The sequence below is a fragment of the Vicinamibacterales bacterium genome, assembly GCA_036496585.1.
In the GTDB taxonomy this organism is placed as follows: Bacteria; Acidobacteriota; Vicinamibacteria; order Vicinamibacterales; family 2-12-FULL-66-21; genus JAICSD01.
The window spans coordinates 110,987-123,798 of the sequence record DASXLB010000014.1 but is presented as its reverse complement, the minus strand read 5'-3'; the positions used below and the strand labels follow the sequence as shown (position 1 = coordinate 123,798).

General features: G+C 67.7%; 10 protein-coding genes. 2 read left to right on the top strand and 8 right to left on the bottom strand.

The features are described from left to right. Positions 1-50: 50 nt before the first annotated feature. The 8 genes from VGI12_04050 to VGI12_04015 all read right to left on the bottom strand — a co-directional run bounded on the left by VGI12_04050 (position 51) and on the right by VGI12_04015 (position 10,166). Positions 51-1,868 carry a choice-of-anchor X domain-containing protein gene (locus VGI12_04050; GenBank protein ID HEY2431824.1) on the bottom strand — a complete coding sequence of 606 codons (1,818 nt, stop codon included), beginning with the start codon at positions 1,866-1,868 and terminating at the stop codon, positions 51-53. Positions 1,869-1,891: 23 nt separating this feature from the next. Beyond that, positions 1,892-3,157, bottom strand: a complete 1,266-nt coding sequence (locus tag VGI12_04045) for a DUF1501 domain-containing protein (GenBank protein ID HEY2431823.1) — start codon at positions 3,155-3,157, stop codon at positions 1,892-1,894. A gap of 10 nt (positions 3,158-3,167) precedes the next feature. Further along, entirely contained in the window at positions 3,168-4,730 is a 1,563-nt protein-coding gene (locus tag VGI12_04040) for a DUF1800 domain-containing protein (GenBank protein ID HEY2431822.1), read from the bottom strand. Positions 4,731-4,890: 160 nt separating this feature from the next. Continuing rightward, complete coding sequence (locus VGI12_04035; protein HEY2431821.1) at positions 4,891-5,493, bottom strand: nucleotide exchange factor GrpE; 603 nt, start codon at positions 5,491-5,493, stop codon at positions 4,891-4,893. Positions 5,494-5,496: 3 nt separating this feature from the next. After that, entirely contained in the window at positions 5,497-7,881 is a 2,385-nt protein-coding gene (clpA, locus tag VGI12_04030) for an ATP-dependent Clp protease ATP-binding subunit ClpA (protein ID HEY2431820.1), read from the bottom strand. Positions 7,882-8,001: 120 nt separating this feature from the next. Continuing rightward, the gene (clpS, locus tag VGI12_04025; GenBank protein HEY2431819.1) at positions 8,002-8,316 is read right to left on the bottom strand and encodes an ATP-dependent Clp protease adapter ClpS; all 315 of its coding nucleotides are present in this window, start codon (positions 8,314-8,316) and stop codon (positions 8,002-8,004) included. Positions 8,317-8,577: 261 nt separating this feature from the next. Next, on the bottom strand, positions 8,578-9,459 hold the full coding sequence (locus VGI12_04020) for a hypothetical protein (GenBank protein ID HEY2431818.1): 882 nt from the start codon (positions 9,457-9,459) through the stop codon (positions 8,578-8,580). Beyond that, the gene (locus tag VGI12_04015; protein ID HEY2431817.1) at positions 9,456-10,166 is read right to left on the bottom strand and encodes a DUF1080 domain-containing protein; all 711 of its coding nucleotides are present in this window, start codon (positions 10,164-10,166) and stop codon (positions 9,456-9,458) included. Before VGI12_04015 ends, VGI12_04020 begins: the two co-directional genes overlap by 4 nt. A 78-nt stretch (positions 10,167-10,244) precedes the next feature. On the opposite strand from VGI12_04015, the gene VGI12_04010 reads away from it, so the two are divergent. Further along, positions 10,245-11,408: a Gfo/Idh/MocA family oxidoreductase gene (locus VGI12_04010; protein ID HEY2431816.1), complete on the top strand. Its 1,164-nt coding sequence runs from the start codon at positions 10,245-10,247 to the stop codon at positions 11,406-11,408. Between the two features lies 1 nt (position 11,409). Beyond that, positions 11,410-12,651 (top strand): TIM barrel protein, encoded by a 1,242-nt coding sequence (locus VGI12_04005; GenBank protein HEY2431815.1) that lies wholly within the window; start codon positions 11,410-11,412, stop codon positions 12,649-12,651. The last annotated feature ends 161 nt before the right edge of the window (positions 12,652-12,812 follow it).

The window sequence follows — 12,812 nt, the reverse complement described above, 5'->3', positions numbered from 1 at the left end:
TCGCCGCAACGCGGTACCCCGCGCCGCGGTCGCCTCGTCCTGCGACGGTCTTACTGCACGGTCAGCGTCAGGTTCGTCGAGTGCAGCAACGATCCCGACGTGCCGGTGACCGCGATGGTGTAGGTCGTCGAGGTAGCTGGCGCCGGCTGTGCCGGCTGCGGCGAGGGCGTCTTGGCTCCGCCGCATCCGGCGACGATCAGCGCGGCGATCGCGGGCACTGTCACCCGCACTCGGGCACGCGCGCTTGCGAGCGCCAGCGCCACGATGGTGATGAACGCCCCGATCGGCGCAGCCGCGCTCGCCTCGACCGGAACGGCAGTCGTCACCGTCAACGTCACGTCGGCTCCCGCCGCGCCAGGGGTGGCCTGCGAGGGCTCGAACGCACACGCTAGAGGCGACGGCAGCGTGCCGCACGCCAGCGATACCGGCTGGTCGAACGACGCGTGCGTCGGAAGCACGCTGATGCGGAACGTCGCCGGCGTGCCCTTTGGCACCGTCACCGTGGCCTGCGCCGGCTGCAGCGAGAAGTCCGCCGAGTCGACCAGCCGCGTATCGATCGACGCGCGCCCGCCGGTCGCGACGAAGAACGGGTTGCCGATCGCCTTGACGAGGCCCTCGTGAATCGGCGCCGACGCCTGCAGCTCGGCGCGCGCCGTGAGCCAGGAGTACAGCCACATGGTCTCGCTGCTGACGAGGCCGTCACGCGAAACGAGAATCGTCGCGGCGCGGAACTGCTTCGGCGACGTCGACGCGTCGGGAACCCGCTGACCGGCCCCGGCGACGATGGCATCGACGCCGACCCGCGCGACCGCCCCGGCGTAGACCTGGCCGGTGCACGAGGGAGGAGACGTCACGCCGGTGAACACCACCTGTGGGCGCACCGCCGATGCGGGCAGCAGACCCATCAGATAGAGGTCGACATCGTTGAAGACCGGCGACTCCGTCTGCGGTAGGCCGAACAACTGCACCGTCGTTCCGTCGTCGACGATGCGGCATGGGAACGAGCCTCCCTCGCCGCCGCTGCCGCCGATGCTGAAGCCCATCACTCCAGTCGCCATCGACGATACCGGCCAGTGCGGAATGCCGGAGGCGTATGGCGCAAAGTTCAGGAAGTTCACCCACTGGTGCGCGGTCTCGTGGGAATAGCCGACGCTGGCGCCGTCGTACAAGCTCGTAACCGGAAACCTCGAATATCCGAGAAGTCGGCCCGATGAGCGGTACTCGGCCGACGTGTCGATGCGGGTTTCGCCGATCCCCTGCACGCCATTGCTCACCGTCGCGTGACTGCGATTCTGGAAGCGCGACGGAGTCGAGACGATGCTGAGGAAGTCGAAACTGTCGCTGTAGTAGCGATAGAAGGTCTGCGCGATTCGCTTTACGTTGCCGTCGGTCAGAAATGCACTATCGACCACGTTGACGAGACGATCGGTTGCCTGAACATCGCCGGCCAGCACCGCGATCGGGACCTGCGGGATGTCCGGCGTGTAGACGTCGACGAACACGTTGGCGCGCAGGACCCGGGTGGCGCCGCCGAAGACGTCGAGAAAGCCGACGAACACGCGCTGCACGTCGTCAGGCTGCATCTGCGCCGCCACCGTCGATGCCGGAACAGTGACGGTGAAGACGCCGTCGCCGGCGTTCGCGTCCCCGTTGCTGCCATCGTCATGAAGATCGATGCTGCCGGCCGTCAGTGCCAGTGATACCCGGGACGGGCTGCCGCTCACGGCCGCCTCGAAGCGGACCGTGCCGGTCGCCGTCGACGGCAGGACGAGCGGATCGGTGCGAACCCAGGCGACCGACTGGGCGAATGCCTGAGTCGGCGCGAACAGGCAGACGAGCGCCAGGCTCGGCAAGGCGACGCGGCGCACGCCGCCGATTATGCACCGGGCGATCAGATCAAGCCCAGGTCGCGCGGTACCGCATCGGGGAAGACCTGCGACAGCCGGCCGGTGTCCATCGAGTAGATGCGCCGGAACAGGCCGCCCAGCATGGCGCGGTATTCCGTCGTCACCGGCCAGTCGCGGTTCTGGTTGAGCCCCTGCGGTGTCACGGCGACCTGCTCGCCAGCCAGCCGTCCGCCCTGCACCGCGCCCCCCAGGACCCAGTAGACGCTGCCGTGGCCGTGATCGGTGCCGCGCGTGCCGTTCTCACGGAACGTGCGGCCGAACTCCGAGATCACGACGACCACCGTCCGCGACCACGCGGGACCCATCTGCTCGGCGAACCCGGCGAGTCCCTGGCCGAGGCTGAGCAGCAGATTGGCGAGCTGGCCCTGACCGTTGCCCTGGTTGACGTGCGTGTCCCAGCCGCCGACGTCGATGAACGCGATGTCGAACTTGTCCTTCATCAGGCCGGCCATCCGCCGCGCCTCGAGCTCGAAGCCCTTGGCGGTGATCGCGTTACAGTTGGCGGCCTGCATCTCGGCCGCCATGCTGCCGGTGTTCATCATCTCCGCCTGCTCGGCGACGGTCTTGCGCAGGTCGAAGCCCTCGGCGATGAGCGGCTCGAAGCGCGTGCCTTCGTACATGCCGGCAAGGATCGCCATCTGACGGTTGTCGAACGGGGAGCGTCCGGTGCCCTTGAGCGACACGTTCGGCACGACGACCTGTCCGGTCATCACCGTCGGCAGGCCGTCGGTGAACGAAACCGGCGTGGCGCCGTCGAGCGTGGCGGCAAGACGATTGAGGAATCCCGATCCGTAGCTGTGCGGCGTCGCGCCGGGCGCCGCCACCGGCATGCCGGTTTCCACGCTATCCTGCGTTTCGAAGTGGCTGCGCGTCAGGTCGTCGCTGCCCGCGAAGGGGACGAACGCGAGCTGCTGCTTGTCCCAGAGCGGCAGCATCGTGTCCTTGAGCGCCGGGTGCAGGCCCCACGCGGCGGAACCGTCCCGCAGCGCGAGCGCGACGGCGGCGAGCGGATTGACGGGGTCGGGCTTCGGCAGGGCGATCGTCGGGCGTGACTCGTAATAGAAGGGGCTTCCCACCGGAATCACCACGTTGGCCGCGTCGTAGCCGCCGCGCAGGAACACCAGCAGGAATTTCGCGTCAGCCGCTCCCGGCGCGGCGAACGCCTGCGACACGATGCCGCGGACGGGCAACAGCGGGTGCGCGGCACCGGCCAGCGCGAGCTTGAGCAGGCTCCGGCGTGAGAGCGTCATAAGATCCTCCTCACCGTTCCATCCAGTCCGGCGACGCGAGCAATACGGTATTCCACTCCTGCTGCGAGTTGGACTTGCCGAGCGCGGCACGCGTGCGCGGTCCGAGTGACGGTTCGATCGCGTCGTAGTAGAAGCGCGAGGTCAGCATCGGAAAGCCGGCTGCCGTGCCCGGAGAATTGTCCTCGTTGTTGAAGAGTCCGGCGTTGCCGCTGCCGATCGCGCGCGCGATCTCGAAGCGACGGACCATCTGGCCCGAGCTGGTCCAGGCGGCTTCGCCCAGCGGATAGCCGTCGGGCGTCACCCGCCCGTACAACGGCTCGCCGAGCTGCTGCAGCCAGCCGACAAGAGGGTGATAGTTGGTCAGCGCCTTGTCTTCATAGGCGAGTCGGACCGACGAGACGACGAACGTCATCGGATCTTTGAACTTTGTCGCCCGCTCGCGATGCCCGCCCGCGTCGTCTGCGAGCGCCGCCAGGAACTCCTTGTCGAGGAACATGACCCGCAGCACCGCGGCGATGTCGCCGTCGGTCTTCTCGAACGTCCGCGCCATGCGATCGACGAGCGCGGGCGGGGGATCGTCGGCGACGAAATAGGTCGCGAGCTTCGCGCTGATGAACCGGGCGGTCGCCGGCTGCCGGCAGAGCAGCGTGACCGCGGTCTCCACTTCGTCCATGCCCTTGCCGGCGATCTTTTCGCCGAGGACCGTCTTCGTGTTGCGATCGTGGCGCGACGGATTGAACTCGAACAGTCCCTGCCGCACGTAGAGCGGCGCCAGCTGCGGCCCGAGCTTCAGCGGCTGCGGCGTCGCCGCCAGCCCGAGGCCGGTCAGCACCCGCGCCAGTTCCTGCACGTCCTGCTGCGTGTAGCGAGATCCGCTCGGGCCGCCGCTGACGCCGAGCGTGTGCAACTCCATCAGTTCGCGCGCGTAGTTCTCGTTGATGCGATTGGCGGCGCTCTGCGCGTTGTCGAGATACTCGAGCATCGCCGGCGACGTTGCGGTGGCCAGCACGAGATCGCGGAACTTCCCGAGGGCGTGGGGGCGGACCGCCTGCTCCTCGTAGTCGGCGAGCGTGTAGCGGACGTTGCCCTTCCCCGAGAACACGCTGAAGTGGTTCATCCAGAACCAGGTCATTTCCTCGCGCAACTGCCAGGGGGAGTCGATCGCACGCATGAGGTGACGCCGCGCCGTCTCGTAGACGGCGAGGTTGGCGGCCTGATTGAGCGCCATCCGCGCCTTCTGCTTCTCCTCGTCGGACCCGAGCGCGTTGATCCGCTGGTTTTCCTGACGGATCTCGAAGACGCGCGCGTCGGCCCCTTTCTGCGAGATGGTCAGCGCCGCGATCGCCGCGTGCAGCCCGCCGGGATCGTCCTTGGGTGGATGCAGCTGCGCGTCGAGGAATTTCTCGCGTCCGAGCTTGCGGTACGACCCCACGATCTGGCTGTCGACCCCGAAGGTCACGCGGCCGAGCCAGCGCAGGTCGGCGCGCGTGAACGGAGCCGTCCGGCCCGACACGCCGCCGCCCCCCGCGATCAACGCGGCGGCGAGAAGGCCGATGACGGAGACCTGCCGCATCGCCTGATTATCGGACTACCGCCGATGCCCTTCGACGCCGTACGGCGCGGGCGGCACCAGCCCAGCTGCGACCCTGCGTGTGCATGACATGAACATGACGGCGTTCGATCTCCTCAATCGAGTAGACCGCTGCCGGACGCGGAAAGTTAAACCGCCGAGCTCAGCCGTCGATTCCGTCGGTCTTCCTGCCGACCGCGACCAGCGCCGGCCTCAGCACGTCGTCGCCGATGCGATAGCCGTGGGCGATGACCCCGAGAACGCGTCCGTCCGAGGCAGCGTCGGGCGTTGGAACGGTCGTGACCGCTTCGTGGAGCTCGGGATCGAAAGGCTCGTGCTCGCTGGCGATCCGCTTCACACCGAACCCTTCGAGCTTGGCCAGGAACTGCTGCCGGACCATCTCGACGCCTTGCAGCAGCACGTCGGATCCCGGCGTCCCCGATTTGCGAGCCGCCTCGATCGCGCGATCGAGGTTGTCGAGGACCTCGAGCAGGCTGATGAACACCTCGCGGCGGCTGCGCTCGGCGTCTTTCGCCACTTCCTTGCGCATCCGGGCGCGCGCGTCCTCGAATTCCTGGGCGGCGCCGCGATACTTGCCGAGGAATTCCTGCGCCTGTTGTTCCGCCTGCGCGGCGCGCCGCTCGAGCTCCTCGACGTAGGTCGGCTTGAGCGACGGCTGGTCGGCGGCGTCAGGATTGGCTTCGCCGTTCTCGCGCCAGCGGCGCCGATCGACGACTTTGACGGGGATGTTGAGGTCGTCGGACATGGCTCAGGCGCCGGCCGTAGCCACCGGCACGAACGCGAAGGTCAGCGCCCCGGCGTCGTGGCCGATCGTGACCGTGCCGCCCCGCTCCAGCGCGCCGAACAGGATCTCGTCGGTGAGCCGGTCGCGGACCTCGCTCTGGATCACGCGGCCGAGCGGCCGCGCGCCGAAGGTCGGGTCGTACCCCTTGCGCGCCAGGTACTCGCGCGCCTCGGGCAGCAGCGCGATCGTGATTCGCCGTTCGGCGAGCTGCTCTTCGAGCTGGATGATGAACTTGTCGACGATCGTCTCCATCACGTCCGCCGTGAGCGGCTTGAAGTTGACGATCGCGTCCAGGCGGTTCCGGAACTCCGGGCTGAAGATGCGCTCGATGGCCGCCTTCGACCGCGACTGCGCGGCGCGCTGCCGCTGATCGGCCCCACCCTCGGGCGGCGCGCCGGCGAACCCGAGGGTCCCGGCGCTCATCTCGCGCGAGCCGGCGTTCGAGGTCATGATCAGCACGACCTGGCGGAAGTCAGCCTTGCGGCCGTTGCTGTCGGTCAGCGTCGCGTGATCCATCACCTGCAGCAGGATGTTGTAGATGTCGGGGTGCGCCTTCTCGATCTCGTCGAGCAGGACGACGCTGTAGGGATGCGTGCGGACCGCGTCGACCAGCAGTCCGCCCTGCTCGAAGCCGACATAGCCGGGAGGCGCGCCGATCAGCCGGGCGACGGCGTGCTTCTCCATGTACTCGCTCATGTCGTAGCGCTGGAACTCGTTGCCGAGATGCAGCGCGAGCTGTTTGGCGAGCTCGGTCTTGCCGACGCCGGTCGGACCCGAGAACAGGAACGCGCCGGCCGGACGATCCGGCTGCCCGAGGCCGGCGCGGGAGCGCTTGATCGCCATCGCGACGAGCTTGACGGCTTCCTCCTGGCCGAACACCACGCGGCCGAGTGATTCCTCGAGCGTGCGCAGCCGATCGCGGTCCGACGATGAGGCCTGTTTTGCCGGGATGCGCGCCATGCGCGCGACGACCTCTTCGATCTGCGGGACCGCCACCTCGATCATTGGGGTGGGGGGCTTCGCCCCGCCAGACCCCCCTACGCCGTCGCTCGCGGGGGCCCCCTGGCCTCGCTCCGCTCCGGCGGCGCCGAGGCGCGCCCGCGCCCCGGCTTCGTCGAGCACGTCGATGGCGCTGTCGGGCAGCTTGTAGTCGCGCAGGTGGCGAGCCGCCAGCTTCGCCGCGGCCTCGATCGCCTCGTCGGCGTATTTGATGTGGTGGTGCGATTCGTAGCGCGAACGCAGCCCCTGCAGGATGCGCACCGTCTCCTGGATCGACGGTTCGTCGATGGCGACCTTCTGCAGCCGGCGGGCGAGCGCGCGGTCCTTTTCGATGTGCTTGAATTCCTCGTGGGTCGTCGATCCGACGACGCGCAGCTGACCGGTCGTGAGGATCGGCTTGATCAGGGTGGCGAGGTCCATCGTGCCGCCGGTCGTCGCGCCGGCGCCGACGGTGGAGTGGATCTCGTCGATGAAGAGGATCGGCAGGCGGCGCTTGGCCAGCGCGTTGACGACCGCCTTGAAGCGTTCCTCGAAATCGCCGCGGAACCGCGTGCCGGCGAGGAGCGCCGCCGTGTCGAGCGAGAACACTTCCGCTCCCTGCAGCACCTCGGGCACGTCGTCCCGCAGCAGCCTCGTCGCCAGTCCTTCGGCGAGCGCCGTCTTGCCAACCCCCGCGTCGCCGACGAAGACCGGGTTGTTCTTGCGGCGGCGGCAGAGGATCTCGAGCGTCCGCTGCAACTCGGCGGTCCGGCCGATCAGCGGATCGAGCGCGCCGTCGCGGGCGCGTTCGGTCAGGTTCATGGCATACGCAGCGAGTGGATCGCGCGACGCCGCGGCGCCGCGCTCGCCCGCGCCGGCGTCGGCGTCCCCGGTCCCTTCATCGGCGTCGGTGCCGGAGGCGCCGCCGGCGGCCGGCGGCATCTTGCTGATGCCGTGCGTGATGTACTCGAGAATGTCGAGGCGGGTCACCCCCTGCCCGGCGAGCAGCTGCGCGGCGTAGGATTTCGACTGCTGCAGCGTTGCCGCCAGCACGTCACCCGACTGCACTTCCTGCCGGCCGGCGCTCTGCACGTGCAGCACGGCCGTCTGCAGCACCCGGCGGAACGCCATCGTCTGCTCGGGCTCTTTTTGCTGCCCGCGCGAGAACTGCTCGATGTGCTCGTCGAGGTACTTGTCGAGGTCGCGGCGGAGCTGCGGCAGATCGGCGCCGCAGGCGGCGAGGATGCGCTCGCCGTCGGGATCGTGCGCCAGCGCATAGAGCAGATGCTCCAGCGTCAGGTGCGCATGCCGCCGCGCCGCTGCTTCGCGGTAGGCGACCGTGAGAATTACTTCGAGAGCCGGGCTAAACACTGTGCCTTCGCGTCCTGTTCTTCACGTCCGTTCGCGTCCGGTCCTTCGCGTCTTGTTCCTTCGCGCCCTGGTTCCTTCGCCGCTCTTGTTCCTTCGCTCCTTCGCCTTCCTTCGTGCCTTCTATTCTGGCTCCATTGTGGCACGCAGCGGAAACCCCTGGGCGCGGGCGAGGTCGACGACGGCGCCGACCTTGGTTTCGGCGACTTCGAATGGATACACGCCGCACAGCCCCTGACCCTGGGTGTGCACCGCCATCATGATCCGATACGCCTCGGCCGGCGCCTTGTTGAACACGCTCTCGAGGACTTCGACGACGAAATCCATGGTGGTGTAGTCGTCGTTGAGGAGCAGGACCTTGAAGAGCTCGGGTTTCTTCGTTTCCTGCCGGGTTCGCTCGAGGACCTCGTCGCCAGTCTGGCGCTCTGTGCCGGCCATGAGTCTCCATTGTACGCCCGGCGGTCAGGGCCGGCCGCTTGCGCGCCGTGGTATCGTGGAATCACCGTCGTCGCAGGTGTGACGGCGCGAAAAAAAGGCTCCTAGCGACCACGCCCCGCGGTTTCGAGCGGCGGTAACCATATCTGGTCGCGGCCGGGAGGTGCATGCATGGCAGACACTATCGGGGGCAGTCACTGACACTGCCCGCGTAGAACAGGAAAGGGCCGGCGGATTTCCGCCGGCCTTTTTCTCTGCTGGAGGCTACAGCCTGTCTGGAACGTAGCTCGGCGCGCGGAGCGTGACGTTCTTGCGGCTGGTACTCACTTCGACCCGCTTGGACAGCTTCGATCCTTCGAGCGAATACTCGAGCAGGTACTGCTGCTTGAGTTGCATCGCGAGCTGCTGCAGTCGCGTGTCCACGCCCGCCATGGCCGAAATGTCTTCGCGGTGGCCGCCGGAGCGCTGCGGACCATCGCCGATCACCGCTTTGAGCGCGTGGCCTTCGTTGAGCAGATCGGCCGGACGGCCGGTCGGGACGGTGGGGCGCAGCGCCGAGCTGAGCATCGAGACGACGTAGAGCTGCGCGCCGCTCTTGCGCAGATCGTCGAGCGCGTCCTCCGGCTGCATCGGCGTGACGTCGTCCCCGCCGACCGTGAGGGCCAGGATGATCGGGCGGACGGCCTTGTGCTTCGCCAGGTTCAGCGCCGCCCCGGTGATCCCGTCGAGGAGCTGGTTGCCGTCGTTGGTCGACGGGTGGGCGCTCAACTGGGCGACGGCTTCGGAGAGTAGGCGGGTGTCCCTGGTGTAGTCGGTGAGCTTGACTGTCTGACCGCGTACGACGCTCACCGCGAACTCGCCGCGGCCGAGCAGCGATTCGATGAATCGTCCGACCCCGACGCGGAAGATGCCGGTGCCGTTGTCGTCGACGATGATCGCGATCGACATGGGATCGCGCGCCGGCTCGAGCCGCGCCACCGGCCGGACGCGGCCGCCTTCCTTGACCGAGACGTCGCCGGCCGCGAGATCGGTGACGGCGGCGTCGCTGTCGTCGAGCGCCGTCACGTAGAAGCGTCGCGTGCGCTCCTGGGCGCTCGCCACGAGCCCGGCGAGACACACGAAGAGCAGCGCGCGACCGAGCCTCACGGCCGTTGCCCGCTGCCGCGGATTTCGCGGACATAGACGTTGCGGAAGCGGATCTCCGATCCGTGCGTCTGCAGCTCGATCGGGCCGGCCGGCAACACGGGCTTCGCGCGGTCGAAAAAATTGTCGAGGGTCTGCCCGTCGACGGTCTGCTGGCCGTTGAGCCAGATCCAGACGCGGTTTCCGGCCATCCGGATCCGGAACGTGTTCCACTGCCCGATCGGGTTGTCGGCCTTGACGATCGGCCACCGGCCGGGGTTGTCGGGGTTGTCGTTCCAGAGGCCGCCGGATCCCTTCGGGGCGCCGTTCTTCACCTCGACCGGATTGTCGGGATCCCAGATCTGGGCCTGTGGGAATCCACGCAGGTAGACGCCTGAATCGCCGTTGTGCGCCACGATCTTCCAGTCGAGGTACAGCTCGAAATCGCCGTAGTCCTTGTCGGTGGCGAGGAAGACGCCGTGGCCGTCTGAGACGATCTCATGCGCGTCGGTGTCGACGCGCCAGTGCTGGTCGCGATCGGCGTTCCACGCGGCCTGCTTCGCTGCGAGCGCATCTTTCGAGAGCGTCGCTTCCTCATACGGACTGTAGTCCTGCTGCCTCCCGCGCCAGCCGCTCAAATCCCGGCCGTTGAAGAGTGCGGTGAAGCCAGCGGGGGGTGCCTGCTGACCGGCGGTGAGAACCAGCGCCAGCGCGAACTGCAGCAGCTGCATAGAGGATGAACCGGAAACGTGAACCGAACGCGCGGATTCTACCAGATCAACCGGCGCTGGAAGCGGATATGATCGCCGATGTTTATGAAGCGCATCGGCATGGGTTTGGTCGGGGCCGGATTCGTCGGACCCCATCACGTGGACGCCGTTCGGCGTCTCGGCTACGTGGACATCGTCGCGGTCGCCGGCAGCAGCCAGGCCTCGGCGCAGACAAAGGCCGACGCCCTGTACGTCAGCAAGGCCTACGGCTCGTACCAGGAACTGCTCGACGATGCGGCGGTGCAGGTCGTGCACAACGCCACGCCGAACCACCTGCACTACGCGGTCACCGCGGCGGCGATCGCCAAAGGCAAGCATGTCGTCTCGGACAAGCCGCTGGCGATGACGGCGGCGGAAGGTAAGTCGCTGCTCGATCAGGCAACGAAGGCCGGCATCGTGCACGCGGTCACCTTCAACTACCGCGGCAACCCCCTCGTCCAGCAGGCGCGCCTGGCGATCGCGCGCGGCGACATCGGCACACCGACCTTCGTGCACGGCCAGTACATCCAGGACTGGCTGCTCAAGGACACCGACTACTCGTGGCGTCTCGAGCCCGACAAGGGAGGCAGCAGTTCGGCGCTCGGCGACATCGGATCGCACTGGTGCGACCTGGCCCAGCACATGAGCGGCCTGCGCATCACCGACGTACTCGGCGAAATCACGACTACCATCAAGAAGCGGAAGAAGCCGACCGGATCGCGCGAGGCGTTCGCGACCGACAGCGGCGGCGCCACCACGGAGGTCGACATCAAGGTCGAGGATCTCGCGTCCGTGCTCGTCCGCTTCGACAGCGGCGCCAAGGGAGCGTTCTCGGTCGGCCAGATCTGCGCCGGCCACAAGAACGACCTGCAGGTCGAGGTCTGCGGCAGCAAGGCGTCGATGAAGTGGACGCAGGAAGCGCAGAACGAGCTGTGGATCGGTCACCGCGACGGTCCGAACCAGATCCTGCAGAAGGATCCCTCGCTGCTCGATCCCGCCGTCGCCGGCTACGCGCACCTGCCGGGCGGCCACCAGGAGGCGTGGGCCGACGCCTTCTGCAACCTGATGCGCGACATCTACGGCTTCATCGCGGCCGGCAAGTCGCCGTCGGATCCGCATCCGCCGACGTTCGCCACGTTCGAAGACGGCTACCGCGCCAACTGCGTCGTCGAAGCGATTTTGAAGAGCGCGAAGGCCGGCGCCTGGACCAGGGTTGAATACTGAGATGAGCACGAAAGCGTTCGAACCGAAGTTCATGAAGGTGGGCGTGCTCACCGCCGCCTTGCAGGAGTTGACGCCACGCGAGGTGCGCGATCCCGATCCGGATCGGGCGATCGAGGACTGGGTCGGCTTCGCCGCCGAGATCGGCGCGCCCTACATCCAGCTGTCGGCGGCGCTGCACCCGTCGGAGAGCGACGTCCCGCCGGAGGCCATGCTCGATCCGGTCGCCAACACGCTCGACCTGCGCAAGCCGTTCGACAAGGCGCGCGCCGCCCGCGTCCAGAAGGCGCTCGCGGCGAACGCGGTCGGCATCTCCGACATCGGCTATTTCGACAACATGCTGCACCACGACGCGGCGGTGCGCGGCAAGAAGCACGCCTTCATGAAAGGCGTATTCGACGCGGCCGCGCTCCTCGGCGTGGACGCGGTGTGCGGCTTCGTCGGCCGCAACCAGCAGCGGTCGATGGACGAGAATCTGGTCGACTTCGAGCAATGGTTCGTCCCGCTGCTGAAGGAAGCGAAGTTTCGCGGCCTGACCTATCGCGTCGAGCAGTGCCCGATGCCAGGCTGGACGACCGGCGACAACTGGCACAACAACATCGCCTACACACCGGGCACGTGGATCGCCCTGCACAAGATCTGCGAGAAGCACGGGGTCGGCGACCAGTTCCGCATCCACTACGATCCGTCGCACGCGATCCTGATGGGGCAGGACACGCGGTCGATCTTCCAGTATTTGAAGGACACCGGCTACGACTTCCTGATCGGCGGCTTCCACGTCAAGGGGCAGGTCGTCGACGCCAAGGGTTGGTCGGCGTGGGGCGCCGGCGGCCAGACCGTCGAGCGCGGCGACTGGAAGAACGGCAAGGTGTCGGAGAATCCGGCCGACCAGGGCAACGCCTGGAAGAAGCAGGTCGCGCTCGCCGAGCACGAGCTGCCCGGCACCGCGCGCCACGATCCGCTCGCCTACCTCCAGAACCGTACGGTCGACTGGCTCGATCACCAGCTCGCCGCGCGCGAACTGCTGAAGCTCGACGTCGCCAACACCTATCTGATCGTCGAGCACGAGTTCCCGCCTGCGCGCATCCAGGATCGCGCCCGAGTCACGCCGATCCTGCAGGGATCGGTCGCGTTCGTCCGCCACATCGACGAGGCGGCGGCGTGCATGTACGCGCTGCAGCACGAGGTGATGCCCGCGCAGGGCATCCACGTCCAGGGCGTCGGCCGTCAGGCGTATCGGACATAATTATCCGAGGGGCATCGCGCCTCGGACTCCCTGACACGCTCTCTCGCGCTCCGCTTCGCCGGCACGCTCCGTTCGCGTGGCTCGCGTTGCTGCGCTCCGCTCGCGTTCGATGAGAGGAGGCCTTTTGGCAGCCGCTCGACCGCCGGTCGCATAAGATCGGG